Source organism: Streptomyces sp. LaPpAH-108, from assembly GCF_000373625.1.
Lineage (GTDB): Bacteria > Actinomycetota > Actinomycetes > Streptomycetales > Streptomycetaceae > Streptomyces.
In genome coordinates this window covers 336722-360731 of the sequence record NZ_KB891998.1, presented here as the reverse complement: position 1 = coordinate 360731, position 24010 = coordinate 336722, and the positions used below count along the sequence as shown (strand labels likewise).

The following is a 24010-nucleotide window of genomic DNA, read 5'->3' as shown; positions in this document are numbered from 1 at the left end:
CCTGCCCGGTGCGCGTGACCGTGCCGTCGGCCTTCAGGCGTGCGAGCGCCGCCGTCACAGCAGCGCGAACTGCCCCTCAGGACCCTCCTCTTGGTGATCCAGGACCGAGGCGGGGCGGCGCGCGTACGACGGCGGCGGAAGCACTCCCGCCCGGTGCAGCTCCGTCGCGGTGAGCGGCGACGTCACCTTCAACTCCGCCCTCGCCGGGGCGATTTCCGCCAGCAGCGCCAGCACCGTGATCAGCTCCAGCAGCTCCGAGGTCCAGGGCTGGGGCCAGGACGCGGGACGGATCGCCGCGAGGCCGCCCGGCGGGGGAGCGGCCGTGCGCGCCTCGAACCAGGCTTCCAGCGTGCGGACTTCGAACACCTCGTGCTCCCACGCCGAGCGCGGCACGGGGGAGATGCGGCCCTCGTCCAGGCACAGGGTCTCGGTGTCGGCGTCGTAGCTCAAGGCGCTCGGCCGCGCGGGCAACGGCGCGCGGACGTACGGGCGTCGGCCGCCGGGCAGCTTGGGGCGGTCACCGTCCCGGCGCATCAGCCAGAGCAGCCGGTGGCCCAACTCCACGCCGCGCGCCCACACTTCCGCGTCACCGGTGAGCGGGACCGTGCGGTCGGGCCGGATCGCGGCCAGCGTCCAGGCGAGGAAGTCCTCCGGCGTGGGCCGGTCCCCGAGCGTCCGGGCCAGCTGGTCCGACAGGCCCGGCGCCAGATTCGGTTCCGTGCCGCCGGGGCGGCGGTACAGCGGGCGGATGCGCCCGGAGGGGAGCGTGGGCAGCAGGGAGGTCGCGAGAAGGCCCTCGCCGCCCGTCTCCACCACGAACACCTGGTGTGCGTCCGCCACCCGCCACAGCTCCGGACGCGCCGCGTCCAGCAGCCGGTGGTCCGGGATCAGCCACCGCTCGTCGAACGGCGCCGCCAGCACCCGCACCGGCTCCACGCACGGCCCCGAGGCGCGCGCCAGCCGCTCCGTACCGGCCAGATGCCCCGGCAACCGCGCGACCGCCGACCGCAGCGACCGCGCCCGCGTCGGCTCGAACAGGCCCTCGCGCTCCGCCCCTTCGGCCGCGAGCAGAGCCGCCCAGCGCGCCTTCAGCGAGCCCGCGTCGGGAGCCGTCGGCCACGCCCGGCCGGGCCGCAGCGGTGCGACGGACCACGGCATGAGGTCCGCCAGCGGCGGAGCGTCGTCGTCGTACGTCACGCCCGGCATCGTACGACCTGTCCGGCACCGGGACACGAGGACGGGCCATGCCCGCACCCGAGCCAGTGCCCGCACCCGCCCCCGCTCACACCGGCACCGCCCCCACCCTCACGTCGCGTCCAACGTCACCGTGAACGAGAACCGGTCCCCCCGGTAGTGGATGACCGCCACATCCAGCACCCGGCCGTCCGCGTCGTACGTGATCCCCGTGTAGTGCAGGATCGGGCTCAGCAGCGGGACGTGGAGCAGCCGGGCCGTCTCCGGGTCGGCAAGGCGCGCCTCCACCGTGTCCGTGATGCGGCTGATCCCCGCGCCCACCACGTCCCGGAGCACCTTCGTCATCGGCCGGCGGGCGAGGTCGGCCGGGTCGATGCGGGCGGCCAGCTCGGGGCGGATGTGGTTGACGGCGTGGTTGGTGGGCTCGCCGGTGGTCTCGTCGCCGCGCAGGCGGTGGTAGACGGCGACCTCGGTGAGGTCGGGGAAGTACTCGGTGAGGGCCGTGGGCACGGGGACGCGGCCGTGGTCGAGGAGTTCGCTGGTCATGCCGGACTGCTGGGCCACGATCGCGTCGACCGAGCCGAGCAGCCGCACCGGGGCGCCGCGCCGGGCGTCGGGTTCGATGAAGGTGCCGCGCCTGCGGTGCCTGCTGATCAGGCCCTCGTCCTCCAGCTCCTTCAGCGCCTGCCGCATGGTCAGCACGCTCACCCCGTAGTGCCGCGCCAGGTCCTCCTCGGTGGGCAGGCGCAGCGGGTCCTGGGGCGAGCGGCCGAGGATGGAGGCGCGCAGCGACTGCGACACCTGATACCAGAGCGGCAGCTTGCGGTTCAGGACGATCGAATCCGGAGCGAAAGAGGTCACGCGGCTATCCGTACCTGTCGGAGAGGATCAGCGCAATGGAGCGGTCAGGGCGAGGTCAGGGCGCCCTGAAGTGCCGCTCCAGTCCCCGCCACACATCGTCGTAGCGCGGCTGGAGATGGTCGGCCGTGGCCGCGTGCGGGGTGAGGGCGACCGGCCAGCGCGTCTCGAACATGAAGGCCAGACCGTCGTCGATCCGCTGGGGCCGCAGCTCGGCCGCGCTCGCCTTCTCGAAGGTCTCCCGGTCCGGGCCGTGCGCCGACATCATGTTGTGCAGCGAGCCGCCGCCCGGCACGAACCCCTCCGCCTTCGCGTCGTACGCGCCCTCGATCAGGCCCATGTACTCGCTCATCACGTTCCGGTGGAAGTACGGCGGCCGGAAGGTGTCCTCGCCCACCAGCCAACGCGGCGCGAACACCACGAAGTCCACCCCGGCGAGCCCCGGAGTGTCCGAGGGCGAGGTCAGGACCGTGAAGATCGACGGGTCCGGGTGGTCGTAGGAGATGGTGCCGATCACATTGAACCGGCGCAGGTCATAGAGGTACGGCACATAGTTGCCGTGCCAGGCGACCACGTCGAGCGGGGAGTGGTCGTACACCGCCGTCCAGAGGTTGCCGCAGAACTTGTTCACCACCTCCACCGGACCCGTCTCGTCCTCGTACGCCGCCACGGGCGCCTGGAAGTCGCGCGGGTTGGCCAGACCGTTGGCGCCGATGGGGCCCAGGTCGGGCAGCCGGAGCGGCGCACCATAGTTCTCGCACACATAACCCCGGGCCGTCGGGCTCGGCCCGCCGTCGGACCCGGCATCCAGCAGCTCCACACGGAAGCGCACCCCACGTGGGATCAGCGCCACCTGTGCGGGCTCCACATGGAGCCGCCCGAACTCGGTGTGCAGCAGCAGCCCGCCCCGCTCCGGCACGATCAGCAGCTCGCCGTCCGCGTCCGAGAAGACGCGCTCCATCGAGGAGTTGGCGTGGTAGAGGTGCACGGCCATGCCGGTGCGCTGGGTCGCGTCGCCGTTGCCGCCCAGGGTCCACAGGCCCGCGAGGAAGTCGGTCCCGGCGGGCGGCTCGGGCAGCGGGTTCCAGCGCAGCCGGTTCGGGTCGGGCACGGTCTCGGTGAAGGGCGCCGTACGGAGCGCGCCGTTGCCGGTGCGGGTGAACTCGGGGTGCGCGGCCGAGGGGCGGATGCGGTACAGCCAGGAGCGGCGGTTGTGCGCCCGGGGCTCGGTGAACGCCGTACCGCTCAGCTGCTCCGCGTACAGCCCGAACGGCGCCCGCTGCGGCGCGTTGCGGCCCTCGGGGAGGGCGCCCGGCACCGCCTCCGAGGCGTGTTCGTTGCCGAACCCGGTGAGATACGACAGTGCCTCGGCGGTCTTCCGCGCGTCCGCGCCCATGATCGCTCCCTCGCGCCCGGGACGCGCTCCGTCGGCCGCCCCATTCCTCTGGAGCACCGTAGGAATGAGCGGGCCCCGGCGCAAGGGGGCGCGCTTCACCGGAACCGTGTGGCGAGGCATCATGTGGCCGTGCCCCATGCGACATCGCTCCGCCGTGCGCCCGTCCAGCGGCGCAGCGCCGAACGGCTGACCCGGATCCTCGACGCCTGCGCCGCGCTCCTGGACGAGGTCGGCTACGACGCGCTGAGCACCCGCGCCGTGGCCGAACGCGCCGGTGTCCCCATCGGCTCCGTCTACCGCTTCTTCGGCAACAAGCGCCAGATGGCCGGCGCCCTCGCCCTGCGCAACCTCAACCGCTACACCGAGCGCGTCACCGGGCGGCTGGAGGAGACCCGCAAGGGCGACTGGCGCGCGGCGATGGACGTCGTCCTGGACGAGTACCTGAGCATGAAGCGCACCGCGCCCGGCTTCTGCCTCGTCGACTTCGGCAACCAGATACCGATCGGCACCCGCCAGTCCGCGCCCAACACCCGCGTCGCGGACCGCTTCACCGACCTGCTCTCCGGCCATCTGGGCCGCACCCCGGACGACGAACTGCGCCGGGTCTTCCTGGTGGCCGTGGAGAGCGCCGACACCCTCGTGCAGCTCGCCTTCCGGATGGACCCGCGCGGCGACGCGGCGATCATCGCCGAGACGCGGGAGCTGCTGCGGGCCTATCTGAGCCGCGTACTGGACTGAACCGGCCGGGCTCGCGCACGGGTCTCCCCGTCATGCCAACCGGTCGGTATGCTCGGCCCAGCCCGTCGGCCAGGTTCAGGTCCGAGTACAAGTCCAGGTACAGGTCCAAGTACAGGTTCAGGCCCGAGTCCAGGCCCCGGGAGGCAGCGCCGCCGACCCTCCGGGAGGACCCGTGTCCCGCACCGCCCTGCGCATCTGCCCTCTGTGCGAGGCCACGTGCGGACTGACCCTCACCATCGAGGGCACCCGCGTCACCGGGGCCCGGGGCGATCGGGAGGACGTCTTCAGCAAGGGGTTCATCTGCCCCAAGGGCGCCGCCTTCGGCGCCCTGGACGCCGACCCCGACCGGCTGCGCACCCCGCTGGTCCGGGTGAACGGCGAGCTGCGCGAGGCGAGTTGGGAGGAAGCCTTCGATGCCGTCGCGGCCGGACTGCGCCCGGTCGCGGAGCGGTACGGCCCGGGCGCGGTCGGCGTGGTCCTCGGCAACCCCAACGTCCACACCGTGGCGGGCGGCCTCTATCCGTCCGTCCTGATCGGCGCGTTGCGCACCCGCTCCGTGTTCACCGCCTCCACGGTCGACCAGATGCCCAAGCACGTCTCCAGCGGCCTGCTCTTCGGTGACCCGAACGCCATCCCCGTGCCCGACCTCGACCACACCGACCATCTGCTGCTGATCGGCGCCAACCCCTTGGAATCCAACGGGAGTCTGTGCACCGCCCCCGATTTCCCCGGAAAACTCAAGGCACTTCGGGCCCGGGGCGGCCACCTCACCGTGATCGACCCGCGCCGCACCCGCACCGCGCGCCTGGCCGACCGGCACATCGCCGTACGCCCCGGCACCGACGCCCTGCTGCTCGCCGCGCTGGCCACCACCCTGTTCGAGGAGGAGCTGACCGATCTCGGCGACCTCGCCGCACACGTCGAAGGACTCCTCGAACTACACGAAGCCATACGCGACTTCACCCCCGAGGCGGTCGCCGGCGCCTGCGACGTCGACGCCGCCCTCATCCGCACCCTCGCCCGCGAACTCGCCGCCGCCCCGGCCGCCGCCGTCTACGCCCGCATCGGCAGCTGCACCGTCCCGCACGGCACCCTGGCCAGCTGGCTCGTGGACGTCCTCAACACCCTCACCGGCAATCTCGACCGCCCCGGCGGCGCCCTCTTCCCGCAGGCCGCCACCGACCGCACACCCCGCCCGGCAGGTCCGGGGCGCGGCTTCGCCCTCGGCCGCTGGCACTCCCGCGTACGCGAACTTCCCGAGGCCAAAGGCGAGTTGCCGCTGTCCGCGCTCGCGGAGGAGATCGACACCGCGACCGAACAGGGCGAACCGCTGCGCGCCCTCGTCGTGATCGCGGCTAACCCGGTGCTCTCCGCCCCCGACGGCGACCGGCTCGACAAGGCCCTGGAATCACTGGACTTCATGGTGGCCGTCGACCCCTACCTCAACGAGACCTCCCGCCACGCCGACGTCGTCCTGCCCCCGCCCCCGCCCGCGCAGAGCCCGCACCACGACTTCGCCTTCAACACCCTCGCCGTCCGCAACCAGGTCCGCTACAGCCGCCCCGCCGTCCCGCTGGAGCCGGGCAGGATGGCCGAGACCGAGATCCACGCCCGCCTCGTGCTGGCCGCGATGGGAATGCCCGAGGCCGACCCCGGCTCGGTGGACGCCATGGTCATCGAGCAGACCCTCGCCAAGGCCGTGCAGGAGCCCCACTCCCCGGTCCACGGCCAGGACCCGCAGGACCTCGCCGCCCGCCTCACCGGCGACGACGGCCCCGAGCGGCGCCTGGACCTGATGCTGCGCCTCGGCCCCTACGGCGACGGCTTCGGCGCCGACCCGGACGGCCTCACCCTCGCCCGGCTCCTCGCCCACCCGCACGGCATCGACCTCGGCCCGCTGCGCCCCCGGCTGCCCCAGCCGCTCAAGACGGTCAGCGGCAAGATCGAGCTGCTGCCCGCTCCCCTCGCCGCCGACCTGCCCCGGCTGCGGCAGGCCCTGCGCGAGCGGCCCGCGGGACCGGTCCTCGTCGGCCGCCGCCATCTGCGCTCCAACAACAGCTGGCTGCACAACCTCCCCGCCCTCACCGGCGGCACCAACCGCTGCACCCTGCACCTCCACCCCGAGGACGCGGCCCGGCTCGGCGTGCGCGACGGGGAACCCGTACGAGTGAAAGGCGCCGGGGGAGAGGTGACGGCGCCCGCCGAGATCACCGACGGCATCCGGCCCGGCGTGGTGAGCCTCCCGCACGGCTGGGGCCACGACCGCCCCGGCACCCGCCAGGGCCACGCCGCCGTCCAACCCGGCGTCAACGTCAACCAGTTGCTCGACGGCACCCTGCTCGACCCGCTCTCCGGCAACGCCGTCCTCAACGGCATACCCGTCGAGCTGACCCGCGCGGCCGTCCCGGAACCCCGGTGACCGCCCCGGAACCCCTGGCGGCCGAAAACTAACACCGCTAGTTTGTTTCCCGGCCCGCCCCGCACCACGCTGGAGCACACGCCGCACACCGGACCCGCCGGGAGGAACACCATGAAGGCACACGACGGTCTCTACATCGACGGCGCCTGGCGCCCCGCAGCGGGCCAGGACGTGATCGAGGTGGTCAACCCGGCCGACGAGCAGATCATCGGCCGCGTCCCGGCGGCCGACGCCCAGGACGTGGACGCCGCCGTACGCGCCGCTCGCGCCGCGCTCCCCGGCTGGGCGGCCACGCCCCCGGCCGAGCGCGCCGCGCGCCTCGCCGCCCTGCGGGACGCGCTGGCCGCCCGCGCGGACGAACTCACCGAGACGATCACCGCCGAGCTGGGCGCCCCGCCGGACTTCGCGCGGACCGTGCAGGCCGGGCTGCCCGTCGCGGTCGCCGGGTCCTACGCCGAACTGGCCGCCAGCCACCCCTTCGAGGAGAAGGTCGGCAACTCCACCGTCCTGCACGAACCCGTGGGCGTCGTCGCCGCGATCACCCCCTGGAACTACCCCCTGCACCAGATCGTCGCCAAGGTCGCCCCGGCCCTCGCCGCGGGCTGCGCGGTCGTCCTCAAGCCCGCCGAGAACACCCCGCTGACCGCCCAGCTCTTCGCGGAGGCCGTGCACGAAGCGGGCGTACCCGCCGGGGTGTTCAACCTCGTCACCGGCCTCGGCCCGGTCGCCGGACAGGCCCTCGCCGAACACCCCGGCGTCGACCTGGTGTCCTTCACCGGCTCCACGGCGGTCGGCCGCCGCATCGGCGCGGCGGCCGGAGCGGGCGTCAAGCGCGTCGCCCTGGAACTCGGCGGCAAGTCCGCCAACGTCATCCTGCCGAGCGCCGACCTCGCCAAGGCGGTCAAGGTCGGCGTCGCCAACGTGATGGCCAACTCCGGCCAGACGTGCAGCGCGTGGACCCGGATGCTGGTCCACCGCGACCAGTACGACGAGGCCGTCGCGCTCGCCGCCGACTTCGCCGCCAAGTACGGCGACCGCATCGGCCCGGTCGTCAGCGAACGCCAGCGCGACCGCGTGCGCGGCTACATCGAGAAGGGCATCGCCGAGGGCGCCCGGCTGGTCGCGGGTGGCCCCGAATCCCCGCGCGAACAGGGGTGGTTCGTCAGCCCGACCGTCTTCGCGGACGTCACCCCGGACATGACGATCGCGCAGGAGGAGATCTTCGGCCCGGTCCTGTGCGTCCTGCCCTACGACGACGAGGACGACGCCCTGCGCATCGCGGACGGCACCGTCTACGGCCTCGCCGGAGCCGTCTGGGCCGGAGACGAGCAGGAGGCCGCCGCCTTCGCCCGCCGGATGCGCACCGGCCAGGTCGACATCAACGGCGGACGCTTCAACCCCCTTGCCCCCTTCGGCGGTTACAAGCAGTCCGGGGTCGGCAGGGAACTCGGCGCCTACGGACTGGCCGAGTACCTCCAGACCAAGTCCCTCCAGTTCTGAGGAAGTCGGTGACCATGGCCGTACGAGCCGCCGTCCTGCCCGCCGTCGGTGAACCCCTGGAGATCACCCGCATCGAGCTGCCCGCACCCGGCCCCGGCCAGGTCCGCGTCCGTCTCGCCGCCGCCGGGGTCTGCCACTCCGACCTCTCCCTGGCCAACGGCACCCTGCGCGTCCCCGTCCCCGCCGTCCTCGGTCACGAGGGCGCCGGAACCGTCGTCGCCGTGGGGGAGGGGGTGACCCATCTCGCCCCCGGTGCCCCCGTGGTCCTCAACTGGGCGCCCGCCTGCGGAGATTGCCCCGCCTGCGCGCGCGGCGAGGTCTGGCTGTGCGGCAACGCGCTCAACGGCGCCGCCGCCGTCCACGCCCACACCACCGACGGCACCGCACTCCATCCCGGCCTGAACGTCGGCGCGTTCGCCGAGGAGACGGTCGTCCCCGCCTCCTGCGCGCTGCCGCTGCCCGACGGCATCCCGCTCACCGACGCGGCCCTCCTCGGCTGCGCCGTCCTCACCGGCTACGGCGCGATCCACCACTCCGCCCGCGTCCGACCCGGGGAAACCGTGGCGGTGTTCGGGGTCGGCGGAGTCGGCCTCGCCGCGCTCCAGGCCGCGCGCATCGCGGGCGCCGAGCGGATCGTCGCCGTCGACGTCTCCGCCGACAAGGAGGAGCTGGCGCGCGGCGCGGGCGCCACCGACTTCCTCCTCGCCTCCCCGCAGACACCCCGCGAGATCCGCGCCCTCACCGCGGGCGAGGGCGTCGACGCGGCCGTGGAGTGCGCGGGCGTGGCCACCGCCATCCGCGCCGCCTGGGAGTCCACCCGGCGCGGCGGCCGGACCACGGTCGTCGGCATCGGCGGCAAGGACCAGCAGGTCACCTTCAACGCCCTCGAACTCTTCCACTGGGGACGGACGTTGTCCGGCTGCGTCTACGGCGACTCGGACCCGGCCCGCGACCTCCCGGTCCTCGCCGAACACGTCCGCGAAGGCAGGCTGGACCTCAAGGCACTGGTCACGGAACGCATCACCCTGGACGGCATCCCCTCGGCCTTCGAGAACATGCTCGCGGGCAAGGGGGGCCGCTCCCTGGTGCTCTTCGAGAACCACGCCTGACCCTCGCGGATCAGACCTCCTCGGGCCGCCGCTCGCCCACCGGACCGGCCACCGGCTCCGCCACCGGCTCTCCCTCCGGCCCGGCGGCGGCCCCGACCCGCATCACCCGCCCCCGCGCCCGGGACCGCGACACCGCCACACCCGCCAGGCACAGCACCCCGCCCACCAGCGTGAACGGACCCGGCACCTCGTCCAGTACCAGCCAGGACAGCAGCACGACCAGCGCCGGGACGGCGTACGTCGTCGCGCCCATCCGGGAGGCGGTCGTACGGGCCAGCGCGTAGGCCCAGGTGGTGAAGGCGAGCGCGGTCGGGAAGACGCCGAGGTACACCATGTCGAGGGTGGCCGTGAGCGGCGCGCGGGACGCCTCCGTCACCAGCTGCCCCGCGAACGGCAGGCAGCACACTGCCCCGACCAGGCAGCCGAACGTCGTCACCTGCAGGGCGCTCGCCGATCCGAGCGCGGGCTTCTGCGCGACCACCCCGCCCGCGTAGGCGACCGCCGCGAGTAGACACAGCACCACGCCGAGCACCGACGAACCGCCGCCCCCGGACGACATCGAGAGCCCCACGACCACCGCGCCCGCGAACGACACGGCTATCCCCGCCAGCAGCCGGGGCGGCATCGGATCACCGAGCAGCCGGGCGCCGAGCAGGGCGATCAGCAGCGGGCCCACGTTCACCACCAGCGCGGCCGTACCGGCGTCCACCTGCCGTTCGCCCCAGTTCAGGACCACCATGTAGAACCCGAACCACAGCACCCCGGAGACCAGGATGCCCCGCCACGCGGCACGCGGCGGCCACCCCTCCCGCCGCAGAAGCCACAGCGCCCCCAGCGCGACACTCCCCGCGAGCATCCGCCCGAGCGCCAGCGCCCCCGGCGAATAGGCGTCCCCCGCGGCCCGGATCGCCACGAAGGCGGAGGCCCACAGCAGAACGGTGACGACGGCGGCTGCGGCGGGCAGCACGGACCGGAACGAGGACACCTTCATCATGCTCCTGACACTGCGGGGCTCACCTTTGGAGCCCACGGCAACCAACAAAGGGGGCGCGGGACTGTGTCGATATGCGGCTCCGCCGCGCGGGCGCGACCAGCCACGACGGAGCCGCACCCGACCCGCGACGTCACCCCACCGAAACCCCGAGCAACTCAAAAAGCTTCCGCGCCCCCGCCGGAGTCACCCGAACCGCCCGCCCCGACCCGATCCGCTCGCACCACCCCGCCTCCAGTGCGTGCCGGCACAACCCCGCCCCCGCAGCCCCCGCGAGATGCGGCCGCCGCTCGGTCCAGTCCAGGCAGGCGCGGACCAGTGGCCGCCGCCCGGAGCGGTCCAGCTCGATACCCACCGCGCCGAACCACTCAAGTCCCGCCTCCGTCAGCGCGAACCCGGTGTCCTGGCGCAGCAGCCCCCGCGCGGTGAGCCCGTCGGTGAGCGCGATACCGAGCCGCCCGGCGAGATGGTCGTAACAGGTGCGCCCCCGCGCCATCGCGGCCCCGGCGCTCGACTCCCGTAGCGTGCGCGGCCGTTGGCGCATCGCGTCCTCGGGGAGCCGCGCGGTCAGGTCCTCGATCAGCTGGGCCACCTCGGGCCCGGCGAGCCGTACGTAGCGGTGCCGTCCCTGGCGTTCCTCGGCGAGCAGGCCGCCCGCGACCAGCTTGCCCAGATGCTCGCTGAGCGTGGACGCGGCGACGCCCGCGTGCCGGGCCAGCTCACCGGCGGTCCACGCCCGCCCGTCCAGCAGGGCGAGCAGACACGCGGCCCGCGTCTCGTCCGCGATCAGCGCGGCGAGCGCGGCGAGTCCGGGCGCCCGGGGGTCCTTGGCGGTCATGCGTTCCAGCATGGCGGACGGACACTTCGGCGCCCACCGAAGGAACCGCCAGGCCCACTCAGCCGACCCGCCCCACCCCCGCGAACTGCCCCTCCAGCCCGTCGAGCAGCGCCGCGAGCCCCGTCTCGAAGGCCCGCTCGTCGATCTTCTCCGGCTGCTCCGCGAGGAGATGCGCCTGCCCGAGGTGGGGATAGTCGGCCGGGTCGTACGCGCTCTGGTCGTCCACGAAGCCCCCGGCGAAGGAGCTGAGCGCGGAGCCCATGATGAAGTACCGCATCAGCGCGCCGATCGAGGTGGCCTGGGCCGGGGGCCAGCCCGCGTCCACCATCGCGCCGTAGACCGCGTCGGCCAGCCGCAGCGCGGCCGGGCGGCGGCCGGGGCCGCGTGCGAGGACCGGGACGATGTTGGGGTGGTCGCGCAGGGCGGAGCGGTAGGAGACCGCCCAGTCGCGCAGCGCGGTCCGCCAGGGGCGGCCGTCCTCGAACATCGACAGGTCGACCTGCGCGCTCACCGAGTCCGCGACCGCCTCCAGGATCTCGTCCTTGGTGCGGAAGTGGTTGTAGAGCGAGGGGCCGCTCACGCCGAGTTCGGCGGCGAGCCGCCGGGTGGAGACGGCCGCGAGCCCTTCGGCGTCCACGAGTTCCCGCGCCGTCGCGACGATCCGGTCGGTGCTGAGGAGGGGCTTGCGCGGTCGGGCCATGGCGCACATAGTAGGGCTGCCACAAGAAACTAGCACTGCTAATTTAACGCGGGTCCGGTACGGCCCGGTGTGAGGTGATCGCATGGTGAACCTGGAGCTGAGCGAGGAGCAGGCCGCCGTACGCCGCCTGGCCCGGGACTTCGTCGCGCGCGAGATCACGCCGTACGCGACCGAATGGGACCGCGCCGAGGAGGTCGACCGGGGCATCGTGAAGAAGCTCGGCGAGGTCGGCTTCCTCGGGCTGACGATCCCCGAGGAGTACGGCGGCTCGGGCGGCGACCATCTCGCGTACTGCCTGGTCACCGAGGAGCTGGGGCGCGGGGACTCCTCCGTGCGCGGGATCGTCTCCGTCTCCCTCGGCCTGGTCGCCAAGTCGGTCGCCGCCTGGGGCGACGAGGAGCAGAAGCGGCGCTGGCTGCCCGGGCTCACCTCCGGCGCGTACGTCGGCTGCTTCGGCCTGACCGAGCCCGGCACCGGCTCCGACGCGGGCAACCTCACCACCCGGGCCGTCCGCGACGGCGGGGACTATGTGATCAACGGCGCCAAGACCTTCATCACCAACGGCACCTGGGCCGACGTCGTCCTGCTCTTCGCCCGCTCCACCGACGCCCCGGGGCACAAGGGCGTCTCCGCCTTCCTGGTCCCCACCGACACCCCCGGCCTCACCCGGCGAGCCATCCACGGCAAGCTCGGGCTGCGCGGCCAGGCCACCGCCGAGCTGGTCCTCGAGGACGTGCGCGTGCCCGCCGCCGCGCTGGTCGGCCCCGAGGGCAAGGGCTTCTCCGTCGCCATGTCCGCGCTCGCCAAGGGGCGGATGTCGGTCGCGGCGGGCTGCGTCGGCATAGCCCAGGCCGCCCTGGACGCGGCCGTGACGTACGCCGGGGAGCGCGAGCAGTTCGGCAAGTCCATCGCCCACCACCAGCTGGTGCAGGAGCTGATCAGCGACATCGCCGTGGACGTGGACGCGGCCCGGTTGCTGACCTGGCGGGTCGCGGACCTGATCGACCGGGGGCAGCCGTTCGCCACCGAGTCCTCCAAGGCCAAGCTGTTCGCCTCCGAGGCGGCCGTGCGCGCCGCCTCCAACGCCCTTCAGGTCTACGGGGGTTACGGCTACATCGACGAGTACCCGGCGGGCAAACTCCTGCGCGACGCCCGCGTGATGACGCTCTACGAGGGCACCAGCCAGATTCAGAAGCTGCTCATCGGGCGGGCGCTGACCGGGGTTTCGGCGTTCTGAGAAGCCCGAGGGCGGCCCTTTCTGAGTATCCGTACTGAGTACGTCGGCGGATGTGGCGCGGGCCGCGTCCGCCGACACTCGTGCCATGAGCGAATCACCGGTCAAGCAGCAGAGCACGGCGGCCTTCTACGGCCAGGCCGTCGCCTCGTTCGCCGTCGCCATGACGGCCACGGCCATCGGCATCGTGCGCCTGGACGCCGACGCCTGGGTGCGGAGTTTCCTCGCCATCGCCGTCCTGTACCTCGTGACCTCCGCGTTCACCCTCGCCAAGGTGATCAGGGACCGGCAGGAGATGGGGCAGATCGTCAGCCGGGTCGACCAGGCGCGGGTGGAGAAGCTGCTCGCGGCGCACGACCCGTTCGAGAAGCTGTGAACCCCCGGTCAGCGCGCGGGCGCCTAGGCTAAGCGGGCGCTCACCTTCGGCGGTATGGTGGTGCTCCTGTCAGCGAGAGGGGCCAGTGAGCGATGAGTACGGCGGAGGAGACGGCCGGCGCCGAGATGGAGCCGTGGGCCGAGGTCACCCCTGACGCGGCCCGGCGCCTGCTCGTCGCGGCCGTGGAAGCCTTCGCCGAGCGCGGCTACCACGCGACGACGACCCGCGACATCGCGGGCCGCGCGGGCATGAGCCCGGCCGCGCTCTACATCCACTACAAGACCAAGGAAGAGCTGCTTCACCGGATCAGCCGGATCGGCCACGACAAGGCGCTGGACATCATGCGCACGGCCGCCCGGCGCGAGGGGAGCGCCGCCGAGCGCCTGGCCGACGCGGTCGGCTCCTTCGTACGCTGGCACGCCGGGCGGCGCACCACCGCGCGGGTCGTGCAGTACGAACTGGACGCCCTCTCGCCCGACGCGCGCGCCGAGATCCTCGCGCTGCGCCGCCAGGTGGACGCCGAGGTGCGCGGGATCATCGAGGACGGCGTGGCCGCGGGCGAGTTCGACGTGCCGGACGTGCAGGGCACGACCCTCGCGGTGCTCTCGCTCTGCATCGACGTGGCCCGCTGGTTCAACGTGGACGGGCCGCGCACCCCGGAGCAGGTCGGCGCGCTCTACGCCGACCTGGTGCTGCGGATGGTGGGGGCGCGGTGAGGGTGCCGCGCCGCCCGGGAGCCGTGACCGCTCAGAAGTAGTACCGGGAGACCGACTCCGCCACGCACACCGGCTTCTCGCCGCCCTCGCGCTCCACGGTGAAGGCGACGGACACCTGGACACCGCCGGGCACGTCCTCGACGTTCGTGATCACCGCGGTGGCGCGCAGGCGGGAGCCCACGGGGACGGGGGCCGGGAAGCGGACCTTGTTCGTGCCGTAGTTGACGCCCATCTTCACGCCCTCGACCGCGATGAGCTGCGGGCCGAAGAGGGGGAGCAGGGAGAGGGTGAGATAGCCGTGCGCGATCGTCGTCCCGAACGGGCCCGCCGCGGCCTTCTCCGGGTCGACGTGGATCCACTGGTGGTCCCCGGTGGCCTCGGCGAACAGATCGATCCGCTTCTGGTCGACCTCCAGCCAGTCGGTGTGGCCCAGCTGCTCGCCCACGGCCGCCTTCAGCTCGTCGGGGGAGGTGAAGGTCCTCGGTTCTGCCATGTTCCGGCCTCTCGCTTCGCGTCACTCCGGCATATCTAAGCAACTGCTTAGCATGGTCGGGTGGAGGGCGCCTGTCAACGGAGTCCGCGCGGCGGGTCGGTAGGCTCTGAGGAGTGTCCCGGATTCCCGAGAAGATTCACGAGCTGACCGTCGGCCAGCTGTCCGCGCGCAGTGGCGCCGCCGTCTCCGCACTGCACTTCTACGAGGCCAAGGGCCTGATCCACAGCAGGCGCACCTCCGGCAACCAGCGCCGCTACGGTCGCGACACCCTGCGCCGCGTCGCCTTCATCCGCGCCGCCCAACGCGTCGGCATCCCGCTGGCCACGATCCGCGAGGCCCTGGCCGAACTCCCCGAGGAACGCACCCCCACCCGCGAGGACTGGGCCCGCCTCTCCGAAGCCTGGCGCACCGAACTCGACGACCGCATCGCCCAGCTGAATCGCCTCCGCGACCACCTCACCGACTGCATCGGCTGCGGCTGCCTCTCCCTGAAAAGCTGCGTCCTCTCCAACCCGGACGACGCCCTGGGCGAACAGCAGTCGGGTTCACGGCTGATGCGGGAGCGCCGCTGAGGGCAGCACCGGCGCGACATGCCACCCGGGCTCGGGGTGGCACCCCCGCCGACAGCCGCTGCGCGCCGCCCCCGGGTGGCGCTCCCACCGCCGATGCCCTCTGCACTCGCCGGGCACCGGCCGACCGAGACAGCGCCGGGCACCGGCCGCCTCGCGATCCGTACGGCACCTCCGGTTCCGGGCGCCACACACCGGCAACCGCGCCGCCGCCTGCCCGGGCACGCGACCGGAAGCGGTTGACCGAGGCCCGGCTGGGCCGCCGCGCGGTCCGTGGCGCCGGAGGCATCCCTGCCTCCGGTGTCGCCTGACGTAGTCACGCCGCCGCTCGCCCGGCACCGGCTGGCCGAGGCGGTGCCGGTTGGGCCGGTGCCCTCTGTCCTCGGTGCCGCACTCCGGCAACCGCTCTGCCTTCCCCACGGCGTCCGATCAGAGCTGGTCAACCGAGGTCCTGCCGGACGGCCCGTGGGCCGTGCACCGGGTGGCATCCCGCCTCCGGTGTCACCTGTCGGCAGCCACTCCGCCCCCGGCACCGGCGGCCGGTGCGGACGAGGTTCCGCTCCGCTCGGTGGACCGGGGGCACGGCAACCCCGTGCCGGGGCGTCAGCTTCCCCTGGCCCGTTTCGTGCACGGTCCCTTCCAGCCGCCCTGCGTACCGGTCAACCCCCGCGCCGCCCCCGGAGTCTCAGCCCCTCCGGCTCGGGTGCCCGTGCGGGCCGAGTTGCGGGTGAGGTGGCGTACAGGGGCCGTATCGAACCCCTGTACTCGCGGCAGCGCGCCGCACGCGGAGGCACCCCACGCCCCCGCGCCCCACGCCTTGCGCCCCGGCGCATCCGCACCACCGGCCCAGGCACCTCACCCCCGAACCGGCGGAGCCATCACGCCGACATCAGCAGCCGCCCCCGTCGTGCCGCCGCCAGTGCTCTCGGGGTCAGGACCGGGCGGGGGACCAGGATGCCGCAGTCCGTGCAGACCGGGCCGGAGGACGGGGCGTGGTCGAGGCCGTAGCGCCAGACGAGGCGTTCGGCGGCGCAGACTGGGCAGACGGAGCCCGGTTCGCGTTCGAGCGCGGTGATCAGGCGGCGCAGTACTTCGGCCAGGGGCTCACGGGGATGGAGCCGCGGGTCGTCGCACCAGGCGACGCCGAAGCCGCCCCAGGTCATCCGGTGCCAGTCGTCCACACTGCCGGGCCTGCGCAGCCCGTCGTGCTTCTCCTTCCTGCGCCGCTCGGCGAACTCGGCCTCGTAGGCCAGCCACACCGCGCGTGCCTCCTCCAGTTCCACCAGTGCGGCCACGAGCCGCGCCGGGTCCGGGGAGCGGTCCTCGGGTCCGAAACCGGCCCGGGAGCACAGATGGTCCCAGGTCGCCCGGTGCCCGTAAGGAGCGAACCGCTCCAGGCACTTGCGCAGCGAATAGCGCCGCAGCGCCAGATCGCATCGCGGATCGCGCACCTGTCTCGCCAGACTTCGGAATCCGGCCATCGCCCTGCACCTCCGTCACCTCTGTGTCGCACGTCGGTCACCTCGGCGTCGCCGTACGGCATCGCGTGCGACGTCGCCGAATAGACGTACCGCCGGTCCATCCGGCTCCATCCGATTTCCGATGCCCTCCCATAAGGCACCCCGGGTTGACCGCCCGGGGCACCGCCCGGGCCACCCGCCGCGCCATCGGCCAGGCAGAGCACGGAAGTTGACGCATGTTCACCTTCCATCGCGGGGATACCGCCGGTAACGTCCGGCCCACCCCCAGTCGGGAGGAGCTGCCATGGCACGGCGCACCCCACGTAACGCGTTGTCCGACAGAGCGAGAACTCCCCGCACTCTTTCCGGGTTCCTGAAGACGGCGTCCATATGCGTTCTGATCGCCGGTCTTCTCTCACCTCTCACCCAGACGGCGGCAGCCGGAGCCCCTGCCGCCGCCCCCAACGACTACTGCGGCGGCCAGTGTTCCGACATCCTGCCGCCCGGCGAGAACGGCAACGCCACCCTCGCCCAGATCCTGCTCAACCAGGTCTTCGGCACCCAGCCCGACCACGCCGAGGACCAGCTCGGCCCCTACGCCAACCTCGCCACCGGCTATAAGGGCCTGACCGACGCGAAGATCAACACCTTCTTCAACGACTCCTCGTTCGGCGTCCCCGCCGACCAGGTCGCCTCCACCGAGAAGCCCGCCGGACGCACCGACGTGACGATCGTGCGCGACAAGAAGACCGGCGTGCCCCACATCACCGGCACCACCCGCTACGGCACCGAGTTCGGCGCCGGATACGCCGCCGCCCAGGACCGCCTGTGGCTCATGGACCTGTTCCGGCACGTCGGACGCGGCCAGTTGACCACCTTCGCGGGCGGCGCCCTGGCCAACCAGGGCCTTGAGCAGCAGTTCTACCGCGACGCCCCCTACACCGAGGCCGACCTCCAGGCCCAGATCGACAGCGCCGTGGCCCGTGGCGGCGACCGGGGCCAGCAGGCCCTCGGCGACGCGAACGCCTACCTCGACGGCATCAACTCCTACATCGACGCCTCCGACAGCGGCCGTTACTTCCCCGGCGAGTACGTCCTCACCGGCCACAAGGACTCCATCACCAACGCGGGCACCATCGACCACTTCAAGATCACCGACCTGGTCGCGCTCGCCTCGGTCGTCGGCGCCCTGTTCGGCTCCGGTGGCGGCGGCGAGGTCGACAACGCCGTCTCGCTGCTCGCCGCCCAGTCCAAGTACGGCGTGGAGGAGGGCACCAAGGTCTGGGAGTCCTTCCGCGAGCGCAACGATCCCGAGGCCGTCCTCACCGTCCACGACGGCAAGAGCTTCCCCTACGGCACCCGCCCCGCCGACCCCAGGGGCGAGGCCCTGCCCGACCCCGGCTCGGTCACCCAGGAACCCCTGGTCTACGACCGCACCGGCAGCGCGGGCTCGGCGAGCGCCAAGTCCGCCTCCACCACGGCCGCGAAGACCACCCTCGGCTCGGCCAGGCGCGGCATGTCCAACGCCCTCGTCGTCAGCGGCGCGCACACCGCGAGCGGCCACCCCGTCGCCGTCTTCGGCCCGCAGACCGGCTACTTCGCCCCGCAGCTGCTGATGCTCCAGGAGATCCAGGGCCCCGGCATCAGCGCGCGCGGCGCCTCCTTCGCGGGCCTGAGCATGTACGTCGAACTCGGCCGGGGCCAGGACTACTCCTGGAGCGCGACCACCTCGGGCCAGGACATCATCGACAGCTACGCGGTCGAACTGTGCCAGGACGACTACCACTACCTGTACCACGGCACCTGCACGGCCATGGAGCGGATCGAGCAGAAGAACGCCTGGAAGCCGACCGTGGCCGACGGCACCGCCGCGGGGTCGTACACCCTGCGCGTCTGGCGCACCAAGTACGGCCCCGTGCAGTACCGCGCGACCGTCGGCGGCAAGAAGGTCGCCTACACCACCCTGCGCTCCTCCTACCTCCACGAGGCCGACTCGATCATCGGCTTCCAGATGCTGAACGACCCCGACTACGTCAAGGGCCCCGAGGACTTCCAGAAGGCCGCCCAGCACATCAACTACACGTTCAACTGGTTCTACGCCGACTCCCGGCACACCGCGTACTACAACAGCGGCGACAACCCGGTCCGCGCCGACGGCGTCGACAGCGAGTTCCCGGCCTGGGCCCGCCCCGACTACGAGTGGCGCGGCTGGAACCCGGCGGGCAACACCGCCGACTACACCCCGGCCTCCGCCCACCCCCAGTCGATCGACCAGGACTACTACATCTCCTGGAACAACAAGCAGGCCAAGGACTACGCCGCCGCCCCCTGGGGTGAGGGCTCGGTGCACCGGGGCGACCTCCTGGAGGACCGGGTGCGGGTGCTTACCGCCGCCGGTGGGGTGACCCGGACGAAGCTGGTCCAGGCGATGGCCGAGGCCGCCCTCGCCGACCTGCGCGCCGAGGACGTCCTGCCCAAGCTCCTGAAGGTGGTCAACTCCTCGCCGGTGACGGACAGTACGGCCGCCTCGGCGGTGAGCAAGCTCCAGGCGTGGGTGGGCGCGGGCGCCCAGCGCACGGAGACCTCGGCGGGTTCGAAGAAGTACGCCGACGCCGACGCGATCCGCATCCTGGACGCCTGGTGGCCGCTGCTGGTGCAGGCCGAGTTCGAACCCGGCCTCGGCACCGACCTGTTCACCGCGTTCACGGCCAACCTCCCCGTGGACGAGGCGCCTTCGGCCGGACACGGCCCGACCGGCTCGCACGCCGGAAGCTCCTTCCAGTACGGCTGGTGGAGCTATGTCGACAAGGACATCAGGGCCGTCCTCGGTGAGCCCGTGCAGGGACCGCTCGCCCGCACGTACTGCGGCGACGGCAGCCTCTCCGCCTGCCGGGACGCGCTGATCAGCACCCTCAAGCAGGCGGCCGGGCGCACCGCGGCCCAGGTCTACCCGGGCGACGACCAGTGCTCGGCCGGGGACCAGTGGTGCGCCGACTCCATCGCCCAGCGCACCCTCGGCGGCATCAAGCACGGCAAGATCAGCTGGCAGAACCGGCCGACCTTCCAGCAGGTCGTGGAGTACACCTCGCACCGGTGACGCCTGCGGCCTCCAAGTCACCGCTCCACCAGGTGACTTGGAGGCCGTCGCTCAGCGGTAGAGCAGATACGTCCCGCGCGTCTTCCGGAACCGCGCCAGCTCCGGCTGCCACGCGGCGGTCACCTCGTCCGTCCCGGCGCCCGCGTCGATCATCGTGCGCACCCGGTCCGAACCGGTCAGCTTGTCGATCCAGTTGTCCGGCCGCCAGGCGAAGTCCTTCCACACCCGCCGCGCCGTCACCAGCAGCCCGATCCCGGTGCGCACCGGGTCGTAGGCCGACCGGTCGTGCACATGGAGCTGCACCCCGCCCACCGTTTTGCCCTCGAACTTGGAGAAGGTGGGCGCGAAGTACGCCTCCCTGAACCGCACGCCGGGCAGCCGGAGTCGGTTCGCCGCCTCGGCCCAGCGGCCGTCGATGCCCTCCGCGCCGAGGAGTTCGAAGGGCCGGGTGGTGCCGCGCCCCTCCGACAGGTTCGTGCCCTCGAACACACAGGTGCCGGAGTACACCAACGCGGTCTCCGGAGTAGGCATGTTGGGGCTCGGCGGCACCCAGGGCAGCCCGCACGCGTCGTACCACATCGAGCGCCGCCACCCCGTCATCCGCACCGTCTCCAGCGGTACGGGCCTGTCCAGGAACTCCCCGTTGAACAGCAGCGCCAGCTCGGCCGCCGTCATCCCGTGCGCCTGCGCGATCGGGCGCCGTCCGACGAAACTCGCGAACTCCTGGCGCAGCACCGGACCTTGGGCGGAACGGCCGGTCACCGGGTTGGGGCGGTCCAGGACCATGAACCGCTTGCCCGCGAGCGCGGCGGCCTCCATGCAGTCGTACAGCGTCCAGATGTACGTGTAGAAGCGGGCGCCCACGTCCTGGATGTCGAAGACGACCGTGTCCACCCCGGACGCGGTGAACACCTCGGCCAGAGCGGCGCCGCTCTTCAAGTACGTGTCGTAGACCGGAAGTCCGGTCGCCGGGTCGTCGTAGCGGCCCTCGGAGCCGCCCGCCTGCGCGGTGCCCCGGAACCCGTGCTCGGGCCCGAAGACCGCGGTGAGGCGCACGCGCGGGTCGGCGTGCATCACGTCCACGATGTGCCGGACGTCGCGGGTGATCCCGGTCGGGTTGGTGACGATCCCCACCTTGCGGCCCGCCAGCGGCGCGTATCCCTCGGCGACCAGCCGCTCGAACCCCGTGCGCAGCCCGCCCGCGTCCCCGGCCGTCGACGCCGGAACGGGAACCGCCCCGGCGACCGTGGCCGTGGCGGTGGTGGTGAGCAGGCTCCGTCTGGACAGCGTCATGCGGTGACCTCCGTGATCGCGGCGGACGAGCGGACGTACGGGTGCCGTGGCCCCGGGGACGTTAGCGCGGGAGCGCGGCCCAGGGAACGAGCCGGACCGCGGCCGTCCGTGTTTTCCCTTCCACCGGGCATACCGACTGGTTAGTCTGGCGCGTGGGGCGCCGGAGACGGGCCCGCGCCGAGCCGTGTCGAGCCATGTCGAGCCGTGTCGCGTGTCGAGGGAGACCGAGGGTGGAAGCTGTGCGGGATGCCGCAGTCGTCGTCACCGGGGCGGGCGGAGGGATCGGGGCCGCGCTGGCCCGCCGGTTCGCCGCCGAGGGCGCCCGGGTGGCCGTCAACGACCTGGACGCGGACAAGGCCAAGGCGGTGGCCGAGGAGATCGGCGCGATCGCCGTCCCCGGGGACGCCTCCGCCGTCGTCGAGGAGGCGCGCGACGCCCTCGGCGGCACCATCGACGTCTACTGCGCCAACGCGGGCGTCGCCTTCGAGGACGCCCTGCCCGAAGGACCGCTGGACGAGCGCTCCTGGCAGACCTCCTGGGACGTCAACGTGATGGCCCATGTCCGCGCCGCCCACGCGCTGCTGCCCGAGTGGCTGGAGCGTGGCAGCGGGCGGTTCGTCTCCACCGTCTCCGCCGCCGGACTGCTCACCATGATCGGCGCCCCCTCCTACAGCGTCACCAAGCACGGCGCGCTCGCCTTCGCGGAGTGGCTGTCGCTCACCTACCGCCACCGGGGCGTCCAGGTCCACGCGATCTGCCCGCAGGGCGTGCGCACCGACATGCTCGCCGCCACCGGCAGCGCGGGCGACCTGGTGCTCCAGCCCACCGCCATCGAACCGGAGGCGGTCGCGGACGCGCTCCTCAAGGGCATCGCCGAGGACCGCTTCCTGATCCTGCCGCACCCCGAGGTGGCCGACTACTACCAGGCGCGCGCCGCCGCCCCCGACCGCTGGCTCGCGGGCATGAACCGCGTCCAGCGGACCTGGGAGGAGAACCGCTGACGGCCCGCCCCGGCCCGCACGGAGAACCGGGGGCATCCGTCCGGGGCCGGTAATGGGAAGATCCTCCGGCGGGACACGCGTCCCACGCGTGCGACCAGGACGACGACAGTCGGCGACGACGACGGAAAGGCAGGTGGCGACAGTGCCCAGGACCACGGACGGGGACGGCACGCCCGTACCCCGGCGGCTGCTGGACGCCGCCACCCGCCTCTTCGCCGAGCAGGGCTACGACCGCACCTCGGTCCAGGAGATCGTGGAGGCCGCCGGCGTCACCAAGGGCGCGCTCTACCACTACTTCGGCTCCAAGGACGACCTCCTGCACGAGGTGTACGCGCGCGTACTGCGCCTCCAGCAGGAACGCCTGGACACCTTCGCGGACGCGGACGAGCCGGTCGAGAAGCGGCTGCGCGCCGCCGCCGCCGACGTCGTGGTCACCACCATCGACAACCTGGACGACGCCGCGATCTTCTTCCGCTCCATGCACCATCTGAGCCCCGAGAAGAACAAACAGGTCCGCGCCGAGCGCCGCCGCTACCACGAACGCTTCCGCGCCCTCATCGAGGAGGGCCAGCGCGAGGGCGTCTTCTCCACCGCCACCCCGGCCGACCTCGTCGTGGACTACCACTTCGGCTCGGTCCACCATCTGTCGACCTGGTACCGCCCGGAGGGCCCGCTGACCCCGCAGCAGGTCGCCGACCACCTGGCGGACCTGCTGCTGCGCGCGCTGCGGCCGTAAGGCGTACGGGACACGGCTCACCCGGCACGAGTAAGGGGCGCCCGCCATGGCGAACGCCCCTTACCCCAGGCCCCTCTTACAGGTACTTCTTCAGCTCCCGCCGCGCCAGCGACCGCTGGTGCACCTCGTCGGGCCCGTCCGCCAGCATCAGCGTGCGCGCGCTCGCGTACACCTCGGCCAGCGGGAAGTCCTGGCTCACCCCGCCCGCGCCGTGCAGCTGGATCGCGCGGTCCAGGATCTCCACCACCGCGCGCGGCGTGGCGATCTTGATGGCCTGGATCTCGGTGTGGGCGCCCTTGTTGCCGACGGTGTCCATCAGCCAGGCCGTCTTCAGCACCAGCAGCCGCAGCTGCTCGACCGTCACCCGGGCGTCCGCGATCCAGTTCTGGACCACACCCTGCTGGGCCAGCGCCTTGCCGAAGGCCGTACGGGACACCGCCCGGCGGCACATCAGCTCGATCGCCCGCTCGGCCATGCCGATCAGCCGCATGCAGTGGTGGATACGGCCCGGACCGAGCCGCGCCTGCGCGATGGCGAAGCCGCCGCCCTCCTCGCCGACCAGGTTCGACACCGGCACGCGCACCTGGTCGAAGACGACCTCGGCGTGGCCGCCGTGCGCGTGGTCCTCGTACCCGAAGACCTGCATGGCCCGCTTGACCGTGAGGCCCGGGGTGTCGCGCGGGACCAGCACCATGGACTGCTGGCGGCGGATGTCGGCGCCGTCCGGGTCGGTCTTGCCCATCACGATGAAGATCTGGCAGTCCGGGTTCATCGCCCCGGAGATGTACCACTTGCGGCCGGTGATGACGTAGTCGTCGCCGTCACGCTCGATCAGCGTGGTGATGTTGGTGGCGTCCGAGGAGGCCACCTCCGGCTCGGTCATCGCGAACGCCGAGCGGATCTCCCCGGCGAGCAGCGGCTCCAGCCACTGCTTCTTCTGCGCCTCGGTGCCGAACTGCGCCAGCACCTCCATGTTCCCGGTGTCGGGCGCCGCGCAGTTGGTCGCGGTGGGCGCCAAGTGCGGGGAACGGCCGGTGATTTCGGCGAGGGGCGCGTACTGCAGGTTGGTGAGCCCCGCACCGTACCCGGCGTCGGGCAGGAACAGGTTCCACAGCCCCTGCCTGCGGGCCTCGGCCTTCAACTCCTCGACCACGGCCGGGGTGTCCCACGGCGAGGCCAGCTGCGCGCGCTGCTCCTCGGCGACCGGCTCGGCCGGGTACACGTACTCGTCCATGAAGGCGAGGAGACGGCCGCGCAACTCCTCGGTGCGCGCGTCGAACGCGAAGTCCATG

Annotated in this window: 21 protein-coding genes; 11 read left to right on the top strand and 10 right to left on the bottom strand. The window is 72.7% G+C overall.

Annotated elements, in window-relative coordinates; translation table 11 throughout:
• Positions 1–54: 54 nt before the first annotated feature.
• The 3 genes from B079_RS0128360 to hmgA all read right to left on the bottom strand — a co-directional run bounded on the left by B079_RS0128360 (position 55) and on the right by hmgA (position 3448).
• Positions 55–1206 carry a type ISP restriction/modification enzyme gene (locus tag B079_RS0128360; RefSeq protein WP_018549234.1) on the bottom strand — a complete coding sequence of 384 codons (1152 nt, stop codon included), beginning with the start codon at positions 1204–1206 and terminating at the stop codon, positions 55–57.
• 99 nt (positions 1207–1305) lie between these two features.
• Entirely contained in the window at positions 1306–2055 is a 750-nt protein-coding gene (locus B079_RS0128355) for a GntR family transcriptional regulator (protein ID WP_018549233.1), read from the bottom strand.
• Positions 2056–2110: 55 nt separating this feature from the next.
• Entirely contained in the window at positions 2111–3448 is a 1338-nt protein-coding gene (gene hmgA / locus B079_RS0128350) for a homogentisate 1,2-dioxygenase (RefSeq protein ID WP_018549232.1), read from the bottom strand.
• Positions 3449–3571: 123 nt separating this feature from the next.
• Between hmgA and B079_RS0128345 the strand changes: the two genes are divergently transcribed.
• The 4 genes from B079_RS0128345 to B079_RS0128330 all read left to right on the top strand — a co-directional run bounded on the left by B079_RS0128345 (position 3572) and on the right by B079_RS0128330 (position 9214).
• Positions 3572–4186: a TetR/AcrR family transcriptional regulator gene (locus tag B079_RS0128345; RefSeq protein ID WP_018549231.1), complete on the top strand. Its 615-nt coding sequence runs from the start codon at positions 3572–3574 to the stop codon at positions 4184–4186.
• Positions 4187–4358: 172 nt separating this feature from the next.
• Positions 4359–6605 (top strand): molybdopterin oxidoreductase family protein, encoded by a 2247-nt coding sequence (locus B079_RS0128340; RefSeq protein ID WP_018549230.1) that lies wholly within the window; start codon positions 4359–4361, stop codon positions 6603–6605.
• A 111-nt stretch (positions 6606–6716) separates the two neighbouring features.
• Entirely contained in the window at positions 6717–8105 is a 1389-nt protein-coding gene (locus tag B079_RS0128335) for an aldehyde dehydrogenase family protein (RefSeq protein ID WP_018549229.1), read from the top strand.
• A 14-nt stretch (positions 8106–8119) separates the two neighbouring features.
• Positions 8120–9214 (top strand): Zn-dependent alcohol dehydrogenase, encoded by a 1095-nt coding sequence (locus B079_RS0128330; RefSeq protein ID WP_018549228.1) that lies wholly within the window; start codon positions 8120–8122, stop codon positions 9212–9214.
• Between the two features lie 10 nt (positions 9215–9224).
• Here B079_RS0128330 and B079_RS32885 read toward each other — a convergent pair whose 3' ends face one another.
• The 3 genes from B079_RS32885 to B079_RS0128315 all read right to left on the bottom strand — a co-directional run bounded on the left by B079_RS32885 (position 9225) and on the right by B079_RS0128315 (position 11743).
• Complete coding sequence (locus B079_RS32885) at positions 9225–10205, bottom strand: DMT family transporter (protein WP_018549227.1); 981 nt, start codon at positions 10203–10205, stop codon at positions 9225–9227.
• Positions 10206–10338: 133 nt separating this feature from the next.
• Entirely contained in the window at positions 10339–11043 is a 705-nt protein-coding gene (locus B079_RS0128320; RefSeq protein WP_018549226.1) for an ArsR/SmtB family transcription factor, read from the bottom strand.
• A gap of 58 nt (positions 11044–11101) precedes the next feature.
• A complete protein-coding gene (locus B079_RS0128315; protein ID WP_018549225.1) occupies positions 11102–11743 on the bottom strand; it encodes a TetR/AcrR family transcriptional regulator in 642 nt (213 codons plus the stop codon).
• Positions 11744–11828: 85 nt separating this feature from the next.
• Here B079_RS0128315 and B079_RS0128310 point away from each other — a divergent pair, with 85 nt between their 5' ends.
• The 3 genes from B079_RS0128310 to B079_RS0128300 all read left to right on the top strand — a co-directional run bounded on the left by B079_RS0128310 (position 11829) and on the right by B079_RS0128300 (position 14069).
• Positions 11829–12980: an acyl-CoA dehydrogenase family protein gene (locus tag B079_RS0128310; RefSeq protein WP_026249164.1), complete on the top strand. Its 1152-nt coding sequence runs from the start codon at positions 11829–11831 to the stop codon at positions 12978–12980.
• A gap of 85 nt (positions 12981–13065) precedes the next feature.
• A complete protein-coding gene (locus tag B079_RS0128305) occupies positions 13066–13353 on the top strand; it encodes a YiaA/YiaB family inner membrane protein (RefSeq protein ID WP_018549223.1) in 288 nt (95 codons plus the stop codon).
• Positions 13354–13445: 92 nt separating this feature from the next.
• The gene (locus tag B079_RS0128300) at positions 13446–14069 is read left to right on the top strand and encodes a TetR/AcrR family transcriptional regulator (protein ID WP_018549222.1); all 624 of its coding nucleotides are present in this window, start codon (positions 13446–13448) and stop codon (positions 14067–14069) included.
• A gap of 31 nt (positions 14070–14100) precedes the next feature.
• Here B079_RS0128300 and B079_RS0128295 read toward each other — a convergent pair whose 3' ends face one another.
• Positions 14101–14562: a MaoC family dehydratase gene (locus B079_RS0128295; protein ID WP_018549221.1), complete on the bottom strand. Its 462-nt coding sequence runs from the start codon at positions 14560–14562 to the stop codon at positions 14101–14103.
• Positions 14563–14675: 113 nt separating this feature from the next.
• Here B079_RS0128295 and soxR point away from each other — a divergent pair, with 113 nt between their 5' ends.
• A complete protein-coding gene (gene soxR / locus B079_RS0128290) occupies positions 14676–15134 on the top strand; it encodes a redox-sensitive transcriptional activator SoxR (protein WP_018549220.1) in 459 nt (152 codons plus the stop codon).
• A gap of 875 nt (positions 15135–16009) precedes the next feature.
• On the opposite strand, the gene B079_RS0128285 is transcribed toward soxR, so the two are convergent.
• Positions 16010–16612 carry a hypothetical protein gene (locus B079_RS0128285; protein WP_018549219.1) on the bottom strand — a complete coding sequence of 201 codons (603 nt, stop codon included), beginning with the start codon at positions 16610–16612 and terminating at the stop codon, positions 16010–16012.
• Between the two features lie 283 nt (positions 16613–16895).
• On the opposite strand from B079_RS0128285, the gene B079_RS0128280 reads away from it, so the two are divergent.
• The gene (locus B079_RS0128280; RefSeq protein WP_026249163.1) at positions 16896–19688 is read left to right on the top strand and encodes a penicillin acylase family protein; all 2793 of its coding nucleotides are present in this window, start codon (positions 16896–16898) and stop codon (positions 19686–19688) included.
• Between the two features lie 51 nt (positions 19689–19739).
• Here the strand turns inward: B079_RS0128280 and B079_RS0128275 are convergent, their stop codons facing one another.
• On the bottom strand, positions 19740–20981 hold the full coding sequence (locus tag B079_RS0128275; RefSeq protein WP_018549217.1) for an exo-beta-N-acetylmuramidase NamZ domain-containing protein: 1242 nt from the start codon (positions 20979–20981) through the stop codon (positions 19740–19742).
• Between the two features lie 194 nt (positions 20982–21175).
• Between B079_RS0128275 and B079_RS0128270 the strand changes: the two genes are divergently transcribed.
• Positions 21176–21982, top strand: coding sequence for an SDR family oxidoreductase (locus tag B079_RS0128270; protein WP_051095327.1), 807 nt, complete (start codon positions 21176–21178; stop codon positions 21980–21982).
• A 142-nt stretch (positions 21983–22124) separates the two neighbouring features.
• Positions 22125–22718, top strand: a complete 594-nt coding sequence (locus tag B079_RS0128265) for a TetR/AcrR family transcriptional regulator (protein WP_018549215.1) — start codon at positions 22125–22127, stop codon at positions 22716–22718.
• Positions 22719–22794: 76 nt separating this feature from the next.
• Here B079_RS0128265 and B079_RS0128260 read toward each other — a convergent pair whose 3' ends face one another.
• Positions 22795–24009 carry an acyl-CoA dehydrogenase family protein gene (locus B079_RS0128260; protein ID WP_018549214.1) on the bottom strand — a complete coding sequence of 405 codons (1215 nt, stop codon included), beginning with the start codon at positions 24007–24009 and terminating at the stop codon, positions 22795–22797.
• Position 24010: the final 1 nt, after the last annotated feature.